This window comes from Xanthomonas hortorum (assembly GCF_040279205.1).
Lineage (GTDB): Bacteria > Pseudomonadota > Gammaproteobacteria > Xanthomonadales > Xanthomonadaceae > Xanthomonas > Xanthomonas hortorum_F.
In genome coordinates, this window is sequence record NZ_JBEOLS010000003.1 from 22907 (window position 1) to 41686 (window position 18780).

An 18780-nucleotide genomic window follows, 5' to 3' on the forward strand; every position below is an offset into this window, starting at 1 on the left:
GATCCGCACGCGCACCTTCTCATTCTTTGCTGCAGGCGGTGGGTGTATCGGCAGGGCTATTAGTTGCGATGCCTTCCGGCAAGCGGGAGGCCTTACGTAGAGCGCAGCTGCGTGTTTCGTGAAAACATGGCGCATGCCGGTTGCAAGCGTGATGCGAGGATGCTGGATCGCTGCCTTTCTCGCTCGACCATCGCGCAGGCCGATCCTGGCTTTCGAGTGCGTCATGGCATCCCCGACTTGATGGAGTGATGCAGGATTGGCAGCAGGACCGCCAGCGTGCTCACGAGCATTGCGCTCGGACTGAACATGCAGCGGTAAAGCAATGGTGCCTGCGTGGTGCCGCGCCGTTGTGCATCGCGTTCCAGCATGGGGCGCATCACCCGGGGCAGCACGCGCAGCGTTTGATAGTTGATCACGACCATGCCTGCGCACAGCACCAGCAAGGCCGACCAGGGTTGGTTGCTGAGTCGATTCAGTAGCAACGTGCTGCCGCACACGGTCACCGACGTCAGGGTGCTTGTGAGCATGAAGCGGTGGATACCTGCGGTTTCGCGAGCTGTCTCGGCAAAGCGCAGCAGATACCAGCCCGACCAGTAAGTTCCCAGTGCTGCGACCAGCACGCTGCCTGCAGCAAACAGCGCCGGCATGCCGAACCAGACGCTCAACGCACCGGCTGCGCCGCCACCGCCAACGGCGGAGCCGGTCAAACCGCCCATGCCCAGCTTGCCCGCGCCCCCGATGCCGCCCAACACAATGGCCGCGCTCGCGGTTCCCGGAGTTGCCAGCATCGTTGCCGAGGTCACCGCAGTGGCAAAAGCCACACTGGGTGCGCTGCCACGCGCGAACGCGCCGAACCGGCGCAGCAGCTCCTCGCGCACGCTGGCACGTGCGCGCGACAAGCGCTTGCGCACGGCGGCATCGCTGAGGCCGAGCAGCGAGGCCACCTGCTGCGAACTCTGGCCTTCGCGGTAATACAGCAGCAGCGTCTCGCGGCTTTCTTCGGGCAGTGCGGAAATGATGTCGAGCGCGGCAATTTCTTCTTCCACCTGCAGCAGGTGCTCGGCGGGCGAGGGTGCGGGGTCGGCTGCCATCGCGATGGCGAGGTCGGCTGCTTCGCCACTGAGCGCGCGATGCCGGTTGGCGCGCAGCCAGTCGCGCGCCAGGTTGCGGGTGATCTGGCGCAGCCATGGCAGGAAGCTGGCCGGTTGGCTGAGTTGTGCCAACCGCTGCCAGGCGCGCAGAAAGGCCTCCTGGGCGATGTCTTCGCTGGCGGCGATATCGCGGGTGATCGCCAGCGCGATGGCGGTCACCGTGTTCTGGCAGGCACGCACGATGCGGCCATAGGCCTGCTGGCAGCCGGCCGCGGCATGCGGCAGTTCGCGTTGCAACATCAGGTCCAGCGTGTCGGTGTGCATCGGCGCAATCCATGTCCTGGTCCCAGCATGACGCATGGGAGCGGCAGATGTGACCGATGCGATGCCGGTTGATGCAGGTGCTGACGTCAGCGGCGCTCAGCGCGCCGGCTGGATCCGCACGCGCACTTCTTCATCCTCTGCCGCCGGTGGTGTCGCGTTGGCAGGCACCGCTTGCTGCGATGCCGGCTGAGCCACCGGCGCAGGCGCGCTGCGATGGCGCAGCACCACGAACATTGCAACCGCGCCGATCACCAACAGCAGCACCAGACGGATACGCCAGGCCCAGCTGCGCGCGCTGGAGCTTGAACCGTTCTCGCCTTCGCGAAAGGTGTATTCCACGTTCGGCAGGTCGCGGCGGGTGGTGTCGAGCAGGCGCGCGTCGCGCAGCAACTCGCGCGCGCGTGGCTGGTCGTCGGCATGCACGATCCATACGGTGGGATAGGTCTGTGCGTTGCTGTGTTCGAGATAGCTGAACTGGCCGGTGCGCTTGCTTTCGTAGGAGCGGCCATTGCTCATGCGCACATCGATGCCGGCATCGCGCAACAGGTTGGCGACGCCTTCGGCGGTTTCGATACGTTGACTGCTGAAGATCTTGCGCATGCTTAAGGTGTGCCAGCGATTGCCGAACGCATCGCGCTGCGGGTGCGCGTGTTCGAGACATGGAAGAAAAGTGGCGTGGACGTCGGTCCACAACCGAAAAAGGCTACAGCAGGCCTGTCTGCGCTCAGCGAAAGTTGTTGTTCAAGCACGGGCACGGCTAGTCCTTCGCCGGCACGGCAATTGCACTGCCATCGGGCACCACGCGGATCAAGCCTTCCTGCGTGGTGCTTGCGACCAGCACGCCATCGCGGGTGAAAAACTGCCCACGCGCCAGGCCGCGCGAGCCCTGCGCGGTGGGGCTGTCGAGCGAGTACAGCAGCCAGTCGTCGGTACGGAACGGGCGGTGGAACCACAGCGCATGGTCGAGCGAGGCCATCTGCACGTTCGGCGTGTAATAACTGATGCCGTGCGGAAACGTCGAGGTGCCCAGCAGCTGAAAATCCGAGGCATACGCCAACAAGGCGCGATGCAGGCCGACATCGTCGCCGACCGGGTCGCTCAGGCGTAGCCACATTTGCTGGAACGGCGGGCGCTTGGGTGGGCTGAGTTCGTCGCGCGGAAAGACGTGGCGGAATTCGAACGGGCCGCCACGCGAGAGCCAGCGCTGCACCTTGGCCGGCAGTTTCGCCAGCACTTCCGGTGCCAGCGGCGCGGTGGGTTCGATGTCTTCCGGCGGCGGTACCACCGGCATCACCGACTGATGCTCGGCGCCGTCTTCGTGTTCCTGAAACGACGCTGCGCAGAAAAAGATCACCTTGCCATGCTGGATCGCGGTGACCCGTCGTACCGAGAAACTGCCGCCATCACGGGTGCGATCGACGTCGTAGACGATCGGGTGATCGATATCCCCGGCGCGCAGAAAATAGGCATGCAACGAGTGCGCCTGGCGGCCGTTTTCCACCGTGGCCTGCGCGGCGGCCAGCGCCTGCCCCAGCACCTGCCCACCGAACACGTACTTGGTGCCGATATCGCGGCTTTGGCCGCGAAACAGGTTGTCTTCCAGGCGCTCCAGCGACAGCAGGTTGATCAGTTCGGAGACGACGGGTTCGGCAGTGGCGGACAAAGGGCTGGCCTGGGCGTGCGACGGACCGCGATTATACCGGCGGCCCCGTCGCCACCATGCGCAAGGCGCGTGCTCAGGTCTTTTGCAGGCGCGCGACCAGGCCATGCAGCGCCGCCTGCGCATCCGGTGCGTACCAGCCGTCGATGAAACGCTCCAGCTGGATCAGCTCGGGTGCCAGTGCGGCGCGCAGATCGGCGCGGGCGATGGCGCGCGTGGTCAGCATGGGCTGGCGCGGCAGTCGCTGCAGATCCTGCAGCCAGGCAACCGCGCGCGCGGTGACCAGCTCGCCATCGGCCAGCTCGTCGACCAGGCCGATCGTGACCGCCTGTTCGGCCGGCAGCAGCTGGCCGGAGATCAGCAGGCGCTCAGCGCGGTGCGCACCGACCACGCGGCGCAACAGGCGCTGGATGCCTTCGGGTGCGGCCAGGCCCACCTGCACCTCGTTCAAGCCGATCGCATAGGGTTTGGCGGTGTCGGCACTGCGCGCCATCACCCGGTAGTCGCAGCACAGCGCCAACACGCAGCCGCCGGCCGGCGCATGCCCGCCGATGGCCGCCACCACCGGCACGCGGCTGTTGGCCAGCGCTTGCGCGGCCTCGAAGAAGGCCGTCCAGCTGGCCAGCAATGCAGCGCGGTCGGTGCCGTGCGCCAGCAGGTGCGGCACATCCATGCCACCGGAAAAGATCCGCTCGCTGCCCGACAGCACGATACCATCGGTCTCATCGCCGGCCTGCTGCACCGCAACGCTCAAGGCTTGGCACAGCGCGCTGTCCAGTGCATTGACCGGCGGGCGGGCCAGACGGATTTCGCGAAGACGGCCATGGTCTAAGATCTGGATGCTCATTCGGGGCTCCTGGAGGTCGGGTCATGATAGACGGCAGTCGAAGCAGGCAGCGCATGTATGCACGCGTGCTGCTCGGTGCGTTGGCGGTGTTGGCAAGTGCAGGCGTCTGCGCGCAGTGCCTGCCTGAATTCAAGGGTGGCTGGGTCCGCATTCCACCGCCCGGTGGCATGGGCATGGCGGCGGGGTTCGGGCAGTTCCATAACGGCTGCGCGCAGCCGCTGAAGGTCACCGCGGCCAAGAGCAGTGCGTTTGCCGATGTGTCCATTCACGAGACCACGCAAACCAACGGCGTCAGTCGCATGCGTGCGGTGCCCGAGTTGCCGCTGCCAGCCGGCAGGTCGGTGCCGCTTGCGCCGGGCGGCCTGCATCTGATGCTGATGGAAGCGCGTGCGCCGCTGCAGGAAGGCGCGCAGGTGCCGGTGACCTTTACCTTGCAGGATGGCCGCGAGATCAAGACCACGCTGGAAGCACGCAAGCGCGCGCCGGGTTCGTGAGGGAGCGCAGCTGGCTGTAGAGCGAAGACGGCAGCATGGATGCTGCCGTTGGCAGCAGCGCTGCTTGATCCAATGATTTCGGCAAAGCATTCGAACGGCGCGTAGAAGGCGCTGCTTAATCAGGCTGCGGTGCCAGCTCACCACGCTGCAGGCATGAAGCCGCTGCGGCAGCACAGTCACTGCATGCTGCAAACGTGCGGTAGTACGAAGTAACGTCATCACACCGCCATTCGAAAACGAAAACGGCGGCTCCCGAAAGAGCCGCCGCCGATCTTTAGCTCTGAGAAAACTCGGCAACCGGGCCGATAAAATCTCAGTTGCTGGCAGCGCGCACCGCATCCGGCAGCGACGCGCTTTTGCCGGTCTGGGTATCGATCCACACCACGACCACGTTGCCATCCGAATACAGCACGCCCTCGTCCTTCTGGTCGAGGATGCGATGGCCGATGGTGATGCTGCTGCTGCCCAGGCGCTCGACGAACAGTTCCACCAGGATGTCGTTCGGCCACACCAGCGGGCGCTTGTAGTTGACGTTGGTGGCTGCGACCACTGGCGCGATGCGATCGGTCATCGACACGCCGTCAACGCCCAGCATCCAGCGCACACGCGCTTCTTCCAGATAGGAAATGTACTTGGCGTTGTTGACATGGCCCATGCTGTCCATGTCGCGCCAGCGCACGCTGATCGGGATGCGTACCAACACCTTGTGCTCTTCGCTCATCAGCTTGCCTTCTTCTTCGCGGTTTTCTTGGTGGCGGATTTGGCGACTTTCGCGACCTTCTCCGGCTTGATCTTGCGCGGCGGGCGCGCATCGGGCTTGTTGGCCAGTGCCGCCGGACGCGTCTCTCGCGCCTTCACCGACGGCAGCATCTTTGCCAGGAATTGCCCGGTGTAGGACGCCTTGTGTGCAGCCACCTCTTCCGGCGTGCCGGAGACCAGGATGCTGCCACCGCGGTGGCCGCCTTCCGGGCCCAGGTCCACGATCCAGTCGGCGGTCTTGATTACGTCCAGATTGTGTTCGATCACCACCACCGTATTGCCCTCGTCACGCAGCTTGTGCAGCACGCCGAGCAGCGCTTCGATGTCGTGGAAGTGCAGGCCGGTGGTCGGCTCGTCGAGGATGTACAAGGTGCGTCCGGTATCGCGACGCGACAGCTCCTTCGACAATTTGACCCGCTGCGCTTCACCGCCGGACAGCGTGGTCGCGCTCTGCCCCAGCTTGATGTAGCTCAGGCCGACATCGACCAGCGTTTCCAGCTTGCGCGCGATCGACGGCACCGGCTCGAACAGCCGCAACGCGTCTTCCACGGTCATCTGCAGCACGTCGCTGATGTTGTAGCCCTTGTAGCGGATCTCCAGCGTCTCGCGGTTGTAGCGCTTGCCGTGGCAGACATCGCAGGGCACATAGACGTCGGGCAGGAAGTGCATCTCCACCTTGATCAGGCCATCGCCCTGGCAGGCTTCGCAGCGGCCGCCACGCACGTTGAAACTGAAACGCCCAGGCGAATAACCGCGCGCGCGCGATTCCGGCACCTGCGCGAACAACTCGCGCAACGGCGTGAACATGCCGGTGTAGGTGGCCGGATTGGAGCGCGGCGTACGCCCGATCGGCGACTGGTCGATATCCACGACCTTGTCGAACAGGTCCAGATTCTCCACCTCGCGATGCGCCGCCACCGGATGCGACGCGCCGTTGATCTCGTTGGCCGCCAGCGAAAACAGCGTGTCGTTGATCAGCGTGGACTTGCCCGAGCCGGACACGCCGGTGATACACGTCAGCAGGCCGGCCGGAATGTCCAGATCGACATTTTTCAGGTTGTTGCCGGTCGCCCCGCGCAGGTGCAGCATCATCTTCGGGTTGGGCTTGTGGCGCTGCTTGGGAATCTCGATGCGGCGCTTGCCCGACAGGTATTGACCCGTCAGTGAGCGCGGCGCATCCAGAATGTCCTGCAGCGTGCCTTGCGCGCAGATTTCGCCGCCGTGCACGCCGGCGCCGGGGCCGATGTCCAGCACGTAATCGGCCAGGCGGATCGCGTCCTCGTCGTGCTCGACGACAATGACGGTGTTGCCCAGATCGCGCAGCCGCGTCAGCGTGCCGAGCAGACGTTCGTTGTCGCGCTGGTGCAGGCCGATCGAGGGCTCGTCCAGCACGTACATCACCCCGACCAGGCCGGCGCCGATCTGGCTGGCCAGACGAATGCGTTGCGCCTCGCCACCGGACAAGGTGTCAGCCTTGCGCTCCAGGGTCAGGTAATCCAGGCCCACATCGACCAGGAAGCCCAGCCGCTCGCCGATCTCCTTGACGATCTTGCTGGCGATCTCGCCGCGCCAACCCGGCAACGACAAACCACGGAAAAAGCTCAGCGCCTCGTTGACCGGCAGCACCACCAGTTCGGGCAGCGGGCGGTCGGCCACGAACACATTGCGCGCAGCACGATTCAGACGCGTGCCATTACACGCAGGGCAGGGCTGCTGGCTGACGTACTTGGTCAGCTCTTCGCGCACAGCCGGCGATTCGGTCTCGCGGTAGCGCCGTTCCAGGTTGGGCAAAATGCCTTCGAAACGGTGCTTGCGCGTGGTGCGTCCGCCCGCATCGGTGAAGTAGGTGAAGCTGATCACCTCATCGCCGCTGCCGAACAGCACCGCCTGGCGCACCTTGGCCGGCAGGGAGTTCCACACTGCGTCCACATCGAACTTGTAGTGCTTGGCGAGCGAGGCGATCAGCTGGAAATAATAGGCATTGCGCCGATCCCAACCACGCACCGCACCGGCCGACAGCGACAGCTCCGGATGCACCACGACACGATCGGGGTCGAAGAACTCGGCCACGCCCAGGCCATCGCAGCTCGGGCAGGCGCCCACCGGTGCGTTGAACGAAAATAGCCGCGGTTCAAGCTCGGGCAGCGAGTAATCGCAGACCGGGCAGCTGTACTTGGACGAGAACAGGTGCGGCGCGGCGGCCGCATCGTCCAGCGACTGCACCGACACCATGCCTTCGCCGAGTTTGAGTGCGGTCTCGAAACTTTCCGCCAGCCGCTGTTTGATGTCTTCGCGCGGACGAAAACGGTCGATCACCGCTTCGATGGTGTGCTTCTGGCGCAGCGCCAAGGCCGGCACCGCATCGATCTCGTACAACTCGCCGTCCACGCGCACGCGCACGAAGCCCTGCGCACGCAGTTGCTCGAACACCTGCGCATGCTCGCCCTTGCGGTCGCGGATCACCGGCGCCAGCAGCATGTAGCGCTGCTCCTGGTCCTGGTTGAGCATGTGGTCGACCATCTGGCTGACCGTCTGCGCCTCCAGCGGGAACCCATGGTCCGGGCAACGCGGCTGACCGACGCGCGCGTACAGCAGGCGCAGGTAGTCGTAGATCTCGGTGATCGTGCCGACCGTGGAGCGCGGGTTGTGCGAGGTTGATTTCTGTTCGATCGAAATCGCCGGGGACAGACCTTCGATATGGTCCAGGTCCGGCTTTTCCATCACGCTGAGGAACTGGCGCGCATACGCCGACAGCGACTCGACGTAGCGGCGCTGGCCCTCCGCATAAATGGTGTCGAACGCCAACGACGACTTGCCCGAACCGGACAGGCCGGTGATCACGATCAATTTGTCGCGAGGCAGGTCGAGGTCGATGTTCTTGAGGTTGTGCGTCCGCGCGCCGCGGATGCGGATGAAATCCATCGCCATGGGGGATCCGATGTCGGGCCGGCGAACCGGCGGTGGTGCGAGCGTGCTCAGCAGGAATGAGTGGCAGTCGATCAGCCTACCCGCCGACCTAGGTGAGGGCAATTGCCCGAAATGCCAGTCTGACCGGAGCGCTGTGGCGGCCGGATGATGCGTTGCATGGAGCCGGATCGATGTCGCCTGCGGCAGGTCGACGTGCCGTCGATCGGAAACCGGCCGGCGCCCGGCTTGCGGGTTGACCCAAAACCCGATAGGCCAGTACAATCCCGCTCCTGTCTGCCCTAGGGCACGTCAGTGCGACCATAATAACTACAGAGGAAAACCTGGTCATGTACGCAGTTCTGGTAACCGGCGGTAAGCAATACCGCGTCGCGCAGGGCGAAACGCTCCGCGTGGAAAAGCTCGAAGTCGAAGCTGGCGACGAGATCAAGTTCGACACCGTCCTGATGTTGGGCGATAGCGATGGCATCAAGCTGGGCGACGCGCTGAAGGGCGCTTCGGTCACCGCCAAGGTTGTGGCCCATGGCCGCGCCGACAAGGTGCGCATCATCAAGTTCCGTCGCCGCAAGCACCACATGAAGCGTCAGGGGCACCGTCAGTACTACACCGAAATCGAGATCACCGGCATTGCCGGTGGCGATAAGAAGTAAGGAGAACCAGTCATGGCACATAAAAAAGGCGTAGGTTCCTCGCGCAACGGTCGCGATTCCAACCCGAAGTACCTGGGTGTGAAGATCTTCGGTGGCCAGGCCATCGATGCTGGCAACATCATCGTGCGTCAGCGCGGCACCCAGTTCCACCCGGGTAGCGGCGTTGGCCTCGGCCGTGACCACACCCTGTTCGCCCTGGTGAACGGCAAGGTGGAGTTCTCGGTCAAGGGTGCGAAGAAGCGTCGTACCGTCAGCGTGGTTGTCGAGGCGTAATCGCCCGCTCCATGCAGGCCAGTCCGCCAGGTATCGATGCCTGACGGACGAGACGGAAAGCCCCGCTTTTGCGGGGTTTTTCGTTTGACGGCCGGGAGTGGGGATTCGGGAGTTGGGATTCGCAACGGCGGATTTCGATGGTCCCGATACCGTCGCTTCCTGCTGTTTCCGCGGCCGCCAAGCGGCGTCCTGCGGTGGTGTTACCAATCCCAAATTACGAATCCCAAATCTCATGAAGTTAGTCGACGAAGCAGAAATCCTGGTCAGTGCCGGCAATGGCGGCAATGGCTGTGTCGGCTTTCGCCGCGAGAAGTTCATCCCGCTCGGTGGGCCGGATGGTGGTGATGGCGGCAGCGGCGGCAGCGTGTGGATCGTGGCCGACGAAAACGTCAACACCCTGGTCGACTTCCGGCATGAGCGCACCTTCAAGGCGCAGCGCGGTGAGAACGGCATGGGTCGTCAGGCCTACGGCAAGGGCGGCGAAGACCGCATCATCGTGGTGCCGGTCGGCACCGTGGTGATGAACGTGCAGACCGATGAAATCATCGGCGACCTGACCCAGAACGGCGATCGTCTGCTGGTGGCCAAGGGCGGCAAGGGCGGCCTGGGCAACATGCATTTCAAGAGCTCGATCAATCGTGCGCCGCGCCAGTCCACCACCGGCGAAGAGGGCGAGGAGCGTCTGCTCAAGCTGGAGTTGAAGCTGCTGGCCGACGTCGGCCTGCTGGGCTTCCCCAATGCCGGCAAGAGCACGCTGATCCGAGCGGTGTCTTCGGCAACGCCGAAGGTGGCCGATTACCCGTTCACCACCTTGTATCCGAATCTGGGCGTGGTCAGTGTCGAGGCGTATCGCAGCTTCGTCATCGCCGACGTGCCGGGTCTGATCGAAGGTGCGGCCGATGGCGCCGGCCTGGGCACGCAGTTCCTGCGCCATCTGCAGCGCACGCGTTTGCTGCTGCACCTCGTAGACATCTCGCCGATGGAGGGTGGCGTGGATGGTGTGTCGCCGGCCGACCAGGTGCGTACCCTCGAGCGCGAGCTGGAGCGGCACGATCCGGAGTTGCTGGCCAAGCCGCGTTGGCTGGTGCTCAACAAGGCCGACCTGATGTTCGAGGACGAGGCGCGTACGGCGGCAGAGGCGATCGTGGCCGAGCTTGGCTGGACCTCGCCGTGGTATCTGGTCTCGGCGTTGGGCCGCGATGGCACCTTCCCGATCATGAAGGACATCATGGCGTTCTTCGACCGTCAGCGCGAGGACGAACTCGAGGCGCGCAATGCCGGCTGAGTGGTATCGCAGCCAAACAAAAAACCCGGCCAAGGCCGGGTTTTTCTGTTCCACCGAAAGCCAGGCTTCCGGTAGTGCCGAAACCGATCGCTTACGCGGCCTTGATGGCCTTGATGCGAGCGGTCAGACGGCTCTTGTGACGCGCAGCCTTGTTCTTGTGAATCAGGCCACGGGCGCTGAAACGGTCGAGGATGGGCTGAGCAACGGCGAAAGCAGCTTCGGCGCCTGCAGCATCGTTGGCGTCAAGGGCCTTGATCACCTTCTTGACGGCGGTGCGCAGCATCGAACGCTGGCCCGTGTTGCGCTCATTGCGCACGACGGTCTGCTTGGCGCGCTTCTTGGCGGACTTGATATTGGCCACGGTGGTGGGTTCCTGAAAAATCGGTATGGTGGAAAAAGCAAGCGCGAAAGTATGATGGACCTAGTTATGTACGTCAAGTCAGATGTCAAGAGGGAGGCTGCGTGAGCAAGCCCGGTATGTTGAGAGGCCTGCTCTCGTTCAGCAGTATGACCATGGTGTCGCGGGTATTGGGGCTGATCCGCGATCAGGCGATCTCCACCACCTTCGGTGCCAACGCAGTCACCGATTCGTTCTGGGTGGCGTTTCGCATTCCCAATTTTCTGCGCCGCCTGTTTGCCGAAGGCTCGTTCGCCACTGCGTTCGTGCCGGTGTTCACCGAGGTCAAGGAAACCCGGCCGCATGCCGATCTGCGCGAGCTGATGTCGCGGGTGTCCGGCACGCTGGGTGGCATGTTGCTGGTGATTACTGCGCTGGGGCTGATCTTCACCCCGCAGTTGGCGTCGATCTTTTCCGATGGCGCGGCGACCGATCCGGACAAGTACGGCCTGCTGGTCGACCTGTTGCGGCTGACCTTTCCGTTTCTGTTGTTTGTGTCGTTGACCGCGCTGGCGGGCGGAGCGCTCAACAGCTTCCAGCGGTTTGCGATTCCGGCGCTGACGCCGGTGATCCTCAATCTGTGCATGATCGCCGGCGCCCTGTGGCTGGCGCCGCGGCTGGACGTGCCGATCCTGGCGCTGGGCTGGGCGGTGCTGGTGGCCGGTGCGCTGCAGTTGCTGTTCCAGCTGCCGGCCTTGAAGGGCATCGATCTGCTGACGTTGCCGCGTTGGGGCTGGACCCACCCGGACGTGCGCAAGGTACTGACCTTGATGATCCCGACCCTGTTCGGTTCGTCGGTGGCGCAGATCAACCTGATGCTGGATACCGTGATCGCCGCGCGGTTGGCCGACGGCTCGCAGTCGTGGCTGTCGCTGGCCGACCGGTTTCTGGAACTGCCGTTGGGTGTTTTCGGGGTGGCGCTGGGCACGGTGATCCTGCCGGCGCTGGCGCGCCATCACGTCAAGACCGACCGCAGCGCGTTTTCCGGCGCGCTGGACTGGGGGTTTCGTACCACGCTGCTGATCGCGATGCCGGCGATGCTCGGGTTGCTGCTGCTGGCCGAGCCGCTGGTGGCCACGTTGTTTCAGTACCGCCAGTTCACCGCCTTCGATACGCGCATGACCGCGATGTCGGTCTACGGCCTGAGCTTCGGCCTGCCGGCCTACGCCATGCTCAAGGTGGTGCTGCCGGCGTTTTACGCCCGTCAGGACACCCGCACGCCGGTGCGCGCGGGCGTGGCGGCGCTGATTGCCAACATGGTGTTCAACTTCGCGCTGCTGGCGGTGGTCTACCAGATCATGGTGCCGCCCGAGCTCAAGGCGCAGGGCGTGATGCAGGCGCTGGGCAAGCAGCCGGGCCTGCATCTGGCGCTGGGGATCGCCAGTGCGTTGTCGAGTTATCTCAATCTGGGCTTGCTGTGGTATTGGCTGGGCAAGTCCGGCGTGTACCAGCGGCGGCCCGGCTGGGGCGGCTATGCGCTACGCCTGCTGCTGGCCTGTGCGGCGATGGTGGTGGTGCTGTTGGGCCTGCTGTGGTGGTTGCCCTCGTTCACCGTGATGGAAAAGTGGGATCGCATCGGCTGGCTGGCAGTGCTGGTCGGCAGCGGTGGGGCGACCTATCTGGTGGCGCAGCTGGCATTGGGGCTGCGGCCGCGGCATCTGCGCGAAGGGTAGGCAGCCTAGCGGACCGGCCAAGCGCACTGCGAAGCCGCCTGTGTTGTGCGGAGTTCTGACGTCGCGCAGCCGGAATACTCATTGCGCCTGGCCAAGCGTTGCTCACTGCGCGGCGCGCGCCCATGCGGGTTGACAGGCACGGCTATACTTGCAGGTTATGTATCAGTGAGGGTCGGCCCGCAGGCCGGCATCTGTTTGGATCGAGCAATGAGCAGGCTGTTTAGAGACGTCGAGGGCGGGACGCTGTTCCCGCACGGAAGCGTGGTCTGCATCGGCGCCTTCGATGGCCTGCACCTGGGGCATCGGGCATTGGTGCAGCACGCGGTCGAACGCGCGCGCGCGCTGGGCGTGCCGGCAGTGGCAGTGAGCTTCGAGCCGTTGCCGCGCGAATTTTTTGCTCCGGCAGCGCCGCCGCCGCGGTTGACGCTGGCCCGCGCCAAGATCGAAGGGCTGTACGGCCTGGGCGCCGACAGCGTGGGCATGATCCGTTTCGACGGCCACTTGGCGGCAATGAGCGCTGAGGATTTCGTACGGCTGGCATTGGTTGGCCGGTTGTGCGCCAAAGAGGTGTGGATCGGCCCGGAGTTCCGCTTCGGCCATCGGCGTGGCGGTGATATCGGCCTGCTGCGCGCGCTCGGTGAGCAGTACGGGTTCGTGGCCGGCGAGATTGCCCCGGTGCATCTGCGCGGCGAGCGCATTTCGGCCACGCGCATTCGCGAGCTGCTGGGCACGGGCGAGTTTGCGCATGCCGGCGAACTGCTTGGCCGCCCGTATGCCATCGGCGGGCGGGTGGTGCGCGGCAAGCAGCTTGGGCGCACGCTGGGTTACCCCACTGCCAACTTGCGCTTTCCGCGCACGCCGGCGTTGTCGGGCATTTACGCAACCTGGGTGCATGGTGTGGCCGATCAGCCGTGGCCGTCGGTCTCGAGCTTTGGCACGCGGCCCACGGTGGCCGGTGTGGAGCCGTTGCTGGAAGCGCATCTGTTCGATTTTCAGGACGATTTGTACGGCCGCCATATCGAAGTCGAATTCGTCGCCAAGCTGCGCGACGAAGAAAAGTTCGATGGCCTGGAGGCGTTGACCGTGCAGATGCATCGCGATGCCGAGCAGGCGCGTGCGGTACTTAATGCGAGTCCCTCTCAAGAACCCGCACCTCCATGTGCGGACAATAAACATGCGAGCTCCTCGCAAACGTCTGCACATGCAAGTGCAGACGCTTCAGACAACGCAGCGCAACGGTAGAGACCTGTGACCCACGACTACAAAGCCACGCTCCATCTGCCCGCGACGGAATTTCCGATGCGCGGCGACCTGCCCAAGCGCGAGCCGGCGATGCTGGAGCGCTGGGAGCGCGAGGGGCTGTACGCGCAACTGCGCGCCAACGCGGCCGGGCGCCCGCTGTTCGTGCTGCACGACGGCCCGCCGTATGCCAATGGCCAGATCCATCTGGGTCATGCGGTCAACAAGATCCTCAAGGACATCATCGTCAAGTCGAAGTATCTGGCTGGCTTCGATGCGCCGTACATCCCCGGCTGGGACTGCCACGGCCTGCCGATCGAGATCGCGATCGAGAAGAAGTACGGCAAGGTCGGCGTGAAGCTGGATGCGGCGCAGTTCCGCCAGAAGTGCCGCGAATACGCCACCGAGCAGATCGATCTGCAGCGGCGCGATTTCAAGCGCCTGGGCGTGATCGGCGATTGGGACAACCCGTACAAGACGCTGGATTTCCGCTTCGAAGCCAACGAGATCCGCGCGCTGGCCAAGGTGGTCGACAATGGCCATCTGACCCGTGGCGTCAAGCCGGTGCACTGGTGCTTCGATTGCGGCTCGGCCTTGGCCGAGGCCGAGATCGAATACGCCGACAAGGTCTCGCCGACCGTGGATATCGCCTATCCGGCGCGCGATCCGGGCGCTGTCGCAGCCGCATTCGGCGCGACGCTACCGGCGGGCGTGGGCGTGGCGGTGCCGATCTGGACCACCACCCCGTGGACGCTGCCGGCTTCGCTGGCGGTGAGCCTGGGTGCGGACCTGGATTACGTGCTGGTCGAAGGCCCGACCGATCGCGGCCAGCCGCGTTGGTTGGTGATCGCCGAGGCGTTGGCCGGCAAGGCACTGCTGCGTTACGGCGTGGAAACGGTGGTGGTGCACGGTCATGCCAAGGGCGCGGCGCTGGAGCAGATGCTGCTGAACCACCCGTTCTATGCCGAGCGCGAGATTCCGCTGCTGCTGGGCGATCACGTGTCCGCCGAAGACGGTACCGGCGCTGTACATACCGCACCGGGTCATGGTCAGGAGGACTATCAGGTTTCCAAGCAGTATGGGTTGCTGGAGCGCTACGGCGCTGCGCAGATCAACCCGGTGGATGGGCGCGGCGTGTATCTGCCGTCGACGCCGCCGCTGGGCGACACCGTGCTGGCCGGGCTGCATATCTGGAAGGCCAACGACATCATCATCGATGCGTTGCGCGACACCGGCGTGCTGCTGGCCGCCAGCAAGATGGAGCACAGCTATCCGCATTGCTGGCGCCACAAGACGCCGATCGCGTTCCGTGCCACGCCGCAGTGGTTCATTTCGATGGAGCAGGCCAACCTGCGCGCCGATGCGCTCAAGGCGATCGAAAACGTGCATTGGTATCCGTCCTGGGGCCAGGCGCGTATCGCCGGCATGGTCGACGGGCGTCCGGACTGGACGATTTCGCGCCAGCGCACCTGGGGCGTGCCGATCGCCTTGTTCGTGCACCGGGAAACCGGCGAGCCGCATCCGCGCAGCACCGAGTTGCTGCGCCAGGTCGCCGACCGCGTGGAACTGGGCGGTGTGGACGTGTGGTACACGCTGGACGCGGCCGAGCTGCTGGGCGATGAGGCGGCCGATTACGACAAGATCACCGACATCCTGGACGTGTGGTTCGACTCCGGCGTGACCCACGAAACAGTGCTGGTGGACCGCGGCCTGCCCAAGCCGGCCGACCTGTATCTGGAAGGCTCCGATCAGCACCGCGGCTGGTTCCAGTCCTCGCTGCTGACCGGCGTGGCGATGGATAAGGCGGCGCCGTACAAGCAGTGCCTGACCCACGGCTTCACCGTGGACGAGCACGGCCGCAAGATGTCCAAGTCGCTGGGCAACGGCATCGAGCCGCAGGACATCATGAAGACCCTGGGCGCGGACATCCTGCGCCTGTGGATCGCCTCGGCCGACTACAGCAACGAGATGTCGCTGTCGCAGGAAATCCTCAAGCGCAACGCCGATGCGTATCGCCGCCTGCGCAACACCGCGCGCTTTCTGCTCGGCAATCTGCATGGATTCGATCCGCTGCAGCATCTGGTGGCGCTGGACGACATGGTGCTGCTGGACCGCTGGATCGTGCATCGCGCGCACGAGCTGCAGGAAAAGATCGTCGCTGCGTATGCGCGCTACGACTTCGCCGAGATCGTGCAGGCGCTGCTGAATTTCTGCAGCGTGGATCTGGGCTCGCTGTATCTGGACGTGACCAAGGACCGCTTGTACACGATGGCCGAGGATGCACGCGGCCGCCGTTCGGCGCAGAGCGCGATGTATCACGTGGCCGATGCGTTCGTGCGCTGGATCGCGCCGGTGCTGAGCTTCACCGCCGAAGAACTGTGGGGTTATCTGCCGGGCAAGCACACCGACAACGTGCTGTTCGCCACCTGGTACGAGGGGCTGGCGCCATTGCCGGCCGATGCCGCGTTGACCAGTGGGGACTTCGACAAATTGCTGGCCTTGCGCGAGCAGGTGGCCAAGGTGCTGGAGCCGATGCGTGCCAATGGCGCGATCGGTGCGGCGCTGGAAGCGGAGATCACCGTGGCCGCCGATGCGCAGACCGCCGCGCGCTGGCAGCCGCTGGCCGAGGAGCTGCGCTTTTTGTTCATCAGTGGCGATGTCACCGTCACCGCGGCCAGCACCGACGACATCTTCGTCAGCGCGCAGCCGACCACTAAGGCCAAGTGCGTGCGCTGTTGGCACCACCAGGCCAGCGTGGGCAGCGATCCGCGTCACCCGGAACTGTGCAGCCGCTGCGTGAGCAATCTCGAAGGCCCGGGCGAGGCGCGTCGCTGGTTCTGATGCGGGCATCGACGGCAATGCGTCGCGGAAGATTCCGCAACGCATTGCCGATGTTTTTCGTAGGACGTGCTGCGCTGGAACGTGCCGCTGCTTTATTTGCAGGCTACTGCCACACGCTTACGCGGCGCTGACCGCTACGCCTGATGCGTTGTGGCGCTTGCTGAAGCTCGCGCTTGCGGTAAAGCGGGGCAGGGCAGCTGGCTGAAGCGTCCATGCCATCCTCGCTTGCCTGTCATCCAGCTTTGGTCATCGTTGTTTAGTTTTCGCCATCTCCAACGCCATCCAGGCATCTTCTCCGGCGTCGGAGAAATCACAACCAATTGCGACCTCTCGACATGAGTCAACGCCCCAAACCTTCCGCCCTGATCTGGTTGCTGTTGTCTGCGCTCGTGGTCGGGCTGGACCAGTGGAGCAAGGCCTGGGTGCTGTCCAGCCTGCCCGAGTACACCGCCGTGCCGGTGATCGACGGCTTCTGGAACTGGTACCGCACCTATAACACCGGGGCGGCCTTCAGCTTTCTGAGCGATGCCGGCGGCTGGCAGCTGTGGTTCTTCACCGCGCTGGCGGTGGGCATCAGCGGGCTGCTGGCGTTCTGGCTGTCGCGCACCGCGCGCGGCGAGTGGCGTAGCGCGCTGCCGTATGCGCTGGTGATCGGCGGGGCGATCGGCAATGTGATCGACCGCCTGATGCATGGCCACGTGGTCGATTTCATCCAGTGGTACATCGGCAGCCATACCTGGCCGTCGTTCAATATCGCCGACTCGGCGATCGTGGGCGGCGCTATCGGGATCGCGGTATTCGGTCTGTTCGACAAGGGCGGCAAACGGGAGTCAGGGATCAAAAATTAGCAATCGAGGCTGAAGTGTTCCTGCGGGCGCACGCCGCCCGGTCCGATTCCCCATTCCCCATTCCCGTAGAATGCCCGCCATGGAAGTCCTGCTCGCCAATCCCCGTGGTTTTTGTGCCGGCGTCGACCGTGCGATCGAGATCGTCAAGCGTGCGATCGAGACGCTGGGCGCGCCGATCTATGTGCGCCATGAAGTGGTGCACAACCGTTTTGTGGTCGACGACCTCAAGCAGCGCGGCGCGGTCTTCGTCGAAGAACTCGACGAGGTGCCCGATAACGCCACGGTGATCTTCAGCGCACACGGCGTCTCGCAAGCGGTGCGCCTGGAGGCCGAGCGCCGTGGGCTCAAAGTGTTCGACGCGACCTGCCCGCTGGTGACCAAGGTGCACTTTGAGGTGGCGCGGCATTGCCGGGCCGGCCGTGATGTGGTGCTGATCGGCCATGCCGGGCATCCGGAAGTGGAAGGCACGATGGGGCAGTGGAGCCGTGAGCGCGGCCCGGGCACGATCTATCTGGTCGAAGACATCGAGCAGGTGGCCACGCTGCAGATCAGCCAGCCTGAAAACCTTGCCTACACCACCCAGACCACGCTGTCGGTGGACGACACCATGGGCATCATCGAGGCCCTGCGTGCGCGCTTCCCGGCGATGCAGGGGCCGCGTCACGACGATATCTGTTACGCCACCCAGAACCGCCAGGATGCGGTGCGCGATCTCGCGCGCCAATGCGATCTGGTGCTGGTGGTCGGTTCGCCCAATAGCTCCAACTCCAACCGTCTCAGCGAGCTGGCACGACGCGACGGGGTGGAGTCTTACCTGATCGACAACGCCAGCGAGATCGATCCGGCCTGGATCGTGGGCAAGCAGCACATCGGCCTGACCGCCGGCGCTTCCGCGCCGCAGGTGCTGGTGGATGGGGTGCTGGCGCGGCTGCGCGAGCTGGGCGCCGAGGGCGTCTCCGAGCTGGAAGGCGAGCCGGAATCGATGGTCTTCGCGCTGCCCAAGGAGCTGCGGTTGCGTCTGGTCAGCTGAAGTCGGCTGACCCGTTTGCCGGGTTGTCTTCAGGCGACCGTTCGCGTTGGTCGTTACCTTTGTTGAGTAGGCCGAGTTGACCGGCCTACTGGATGCAGCGATTGATTGACGGATGTCTCGCGCTGGCAGAAAGCCGGCAGGACATGACGCAACGCCAGGTGCCGCAATGCTCAGCCCTCCAATAGCGGTGATTGACCGCACACTGGCTCCGCTCCTACAATTCACGGCTCGCCGGAATAGCTCAGTTGGTAGAGCGGCGCATTCGTAATGCGTAGGTCGTAGGTTCGATTCCTATTTCCGGCACCATCGCTTCAACACTGGGTCGGCCATTGGTCGGCCCAGTTGCGTTTTGGGCAGATGCACATTCACCTCAGCGCACGTGCAGCAATAGACGCTGCACATCACGCAGGCATGATTGTGCAGGTCCGCAATCGCATCGTTTCT

The 18780-nt window shown here is 64.5% G+C and carries 16 protein-coding genes and 1 tRNA gene; 10 read left to right on the plus strand and 7 right to left on the minus strand.

What is annotated here, in order from left to right; translation table 11 throughout:
* Window positions 1-221: 221 nt before the first annotated feature.
* From ABS769_RS02005 to ABS769_RS02020, 4 genes are all read right to left on the minus strand, one after another.
* Window positions 222-1415 carry an RNA polymerase sigma factor gene (locus tag ABS769_RS02005; protein ID WP_317060244.1) on the minus strand — a complete coding sequence of 398 codons (1194 nt, stop codon included), beginning with the start codon at window positions 1413-1415 and terminating at the stop codon, window positions 222-224.
* Between the two features lie 96 nt (window positions 1416-1511).
* Window positions 1512-2015 (minus strand): putative signal transducing protein, encoded by a 504-nt coding sequence (locus ABS769_RS02010; RefSeq protein ID WP_317060243.1) that lies wholly within the window; start codon window positions 2013-2015, stop codon window positions 1512-1514.
* Between the two features lie 157 nt (window positions 2016-2172).
* On the minus strand, window positions 2173-3078 hold the full coding sequence (tesB, locus tag ABS769_RS02015; protein WP_317060242.1) for an acyl-CoA thioesterase II: 906 nt from the start codon (window positions 3076-3078) through the stop codon (window positions 2173-2175).
* A 73-nt stretch (window positions 3079-3151) separates the two neighbouring features.
* Window positions 3152-3922, minus strand: coding sequence for an enoyl-CoA hydratase/isomerase family protein (locus ABS769_RS02020; RefSeq protein WP_317060240.1), 771 nt, complete (start codon window positions 3920-3922; stop codon window positions 3152-3154).
* Between the two features lie 65 nt (window positions 3923-3987).
* Between ABS769_RS02020 and ABS769_RS02025 the strand changes: the two genes are divergently transcribed.
* Window positions 3988-4416, plus strand: a complete 429-nt coding sequence (locus ABS769_RS02025) for a copper chaperone PCu(A)C (protein WP_317060268.1) — start codon at window positions 3988-3990, stop codon at window positions 4414-4416.
* Between the two features lie 313 nt (window positions 4417-4729).
* Here ABS769_RS02025 and ABS769_RS02030 read toward each other — a convergent pair whose 3' ends face one another.
* Window positions 4730-5137 (minus strand): acyl-CoA thioesterase, encoded by a 408-nt coding sequence (locus ABS769_RS02030; RefSeq protein WP_317060238.1) that lies wholly within the window; start codon window positions 5135-5137, stop codon window positions 4730-4732.
* On the minus strand, window positions 5137-8103 hold the full coding sequence (gene uvrA / locus ABS769_RS02035; protein WP_317060237.1) for an excinuclease ABC subunit UvrA: 2967 nt from the start codon (window positions 8101-8103) through the stop codon (window positions 5137-5139). The genes ABS769_RS02030 and uvrA overlap by 1 nt, the downstream gene beginning before the upstream one ends.
* 326 nt (window positions 8104-8429) lie before the next feature.
* Here uvrA and rplU point away from each other — a divergent pair, with 326 nt between their 5' ends.
* From rplU to obgE, 3 genes are all read left to right on the plus strand, one after another.
* Window positions 8430-8750 (plus strand): 50S ribosomal protein L21, encoded by a 321-nt coding sequence (gene rplU / locus ABS769_RS02040; protein WP_006450001.1) that lies wholly within the window; start codon window positions 8430-8432, stop codon window positions 8748-8750.
* 12 nt (window positions 8751-8762) lie between these two features.
* The gene (gene rpmA / locus ABS769_RS02045; protein WP_006450000.1) at window positions 8763-9023 is read left to right on the plus strand and encodes a 50S ribosomal protein L27; all 261 of its coding nucleotides are present in this window, start codon (window positions 8763-8765) and stop codon (window positions 9021-9023) included.
* Between the two features lie 232 nt (window positions 9024-9255).
* A complete protein-coding gene (gene obgE / locus ABS769_RS02050) occupies window positions 9256-10308 on the plus strand; it encodes a GTPase ObgE (protein WP_006449999.1) in 1053 nt (350 codons plus the stop codon).
* Window positions 10309-10399: 91 nt separating this feature from the next.
* On the opposite strand, the gene rpsT is transcribed toward obgE, so the two are convergent.
* Window positions 10400-10669 (minus strand): 30S ribosomal protein S20, encoded by a 270-nt coding sequence (gene rpsT / locus ABS769_RS02055; protein ID WP_002807888.1) that lies wholly within the window; start codon window positions 10667-10669, stop codon window positions 10400-10402.
* Between the two features lie 116 nt (window positions 10670-10785).
* Between rpsT and murJ the strand changes: the two genes are divergently transcribed.
* From murJ to ABS769_RS02085, 6 genes are all read left to right on the plus strand, one after another.
* Window positions 10786-12378, plus strand: a complete 1593-nt coding sequence (gene murJ, locus ABS769_RS02060) for a murein biosynthesis integral membrane protein MurJ (RefSeq protein WP_317060265.1) — start codon at window positions 10786-10788, stop codon at window positions 12376-12378.
* A 207-nt stretch (window positions 12379-12585) separates the two neighbouring features.
* Window positions 12586-13620 carry a bifunctional riboflavin kinase/FAD synthetase gene (locus tag ABS769_RS02065; RefSeq protein ID WP_317060234.1) on the plus strand — a complete coding sequence of 345 codons (1035 nt, stop codon included), beginning with the start codon at window positions 12586-12588 and terminating at the stop codon, window positions 13618-13620.
* A 6-nt stretch (window positions 13621-13626) separates the two neighbouring features.
* Entirely contained in the window at window positions 13627-16458 is a 2832-nt protein-coding gene (gene ileS, locus ABS769_RS02070) for an isoleucine--tRNA ligase (RefSeq protein ID WP_317060232.1), read from the plus strand.
* Window positions 16459-16793: 335 nt separating this feature from the next.
* Window positions 16794-17306: a signal peptidase II gene (gene lspA, locus ABS769_RS02075; protein WP_043889026.1), complete on the plus strand. Its 513-nt coding sequence runs from the start codon at window positions 16794-16796 to the stop codon at window positions 17304-17306.
* A gap of 79 nt (window positions 17307-17385) precedes the next feature.
* Complete coding sequence (ispH, locus tag ABS769_RS02080) at window positions 17386-18336, plus strand: 4-hydroxy-3-methylbut-2-enyl diphosphate reductase (protein ID WP_043908441.1); 951 nt, start codon at window positions 17386-17388, stop codon at window positions 18334-18336.
* A gap of 230 nt (window positions 18337-18566) precedes the next feature.
* Window positions 18567-18642: transfer RNA gene (locus tag ABS769_RS02085), tRNA-Thr, on the plus strand.
* The last annotated feature ends 138 nt before the right edge of the window (window positions 18643-18780 follow it).

What these genes read in the sequence shown, in the direction of transcription:
- ABS769_RS02030 (WP_317060238.1), bottom strand. Translation starts at nt 5,137, where the DNA reads ATGAGCGAAGAGCACAAGGTGTTGGTACGCATCCCGATCAGCGTGCGC.
- ispH (WP_043908441.1), top strand. Translation starts at nt 17,386, where the DNA reads ATGGAAGTCCTGCTCGCCAATCCCCGTGGTTTTTGTGCCGGCGTCGAC.
- uvrA (WP_317060237.1), bottom strand. Translation starts at nt 8,103, where the DNA reads ATGGCGATGGATTTCATCCGCATCCGCGGCGCGCGGACGCACAACCTC.
- ABS769_RS02065 (WP_317060234.1), top strand. Translation starts at nt 12,586, where the DNA reads ATGAGCAGGCTGTTTAGAGACGTCGAGGGCGGGACGCTGTTCCCGCAC.
- lspA (WP_043889026.1), top strand. Translation starts at nt 16,794, where the DNA reads ATGAGTCAACGCCCCAAACCTTCCGCCCTGATCTGGTTGCTGTTGTCT.
- rplU (WP_006450001.1), top strand. Translation starts at nt 8,430, where the DNA reads ATGTACGCAGTTCTGGTAACCGGCGGTAAGCAATACCGCGTCGCGCAG.
- ABS769_RS02005 (WP_317060244.1), bottom strand. Translation starts at nt 1,415, where the DNA reads ATGCACACCGACACGCTGGACCTGATGTTGCAACGCGAACTGCCGCAT.
- murJ (WP_317060265.1), top strand. Translation starts at nt 10,786, where the DNA reads ATGTTGAGAGGCCTGCTCTCGTTCAGCAGTATGACCATGGTGTCGCGG.
- rpmA (WP_006450000.1), top strand. Translation starts at nt 8,763, where the DNA reads ATGGCACATAAAAAAGGCGTAGGTTCCTCGCGCAACGGTCGCGATTCC.
- ABS769_RS02010 (WP_317060243.1), bottom strand. Translation starts at nt 2,015, where the DNA reads ATGCGCAAGATCTTCAGCAGTCAACGTATCGAAACCGCCGAAGGCGTC.
- obgE (WP_006449999.1), top strand. Translation starts at nt 9,256, where the DNA reads ATGAAGTTAGTCGACGAAGCAGAAATCCTGGTCAGTGCCGGCAATGGC.
- ABS769_RS02020 (WP_317060240.1), bottom strand. Translation starts at nt 3,922, where the DNA reads ATGAGCATCCAGATCTTAGACCATGGCCGTCTTCGCGAAATCCGTCTG.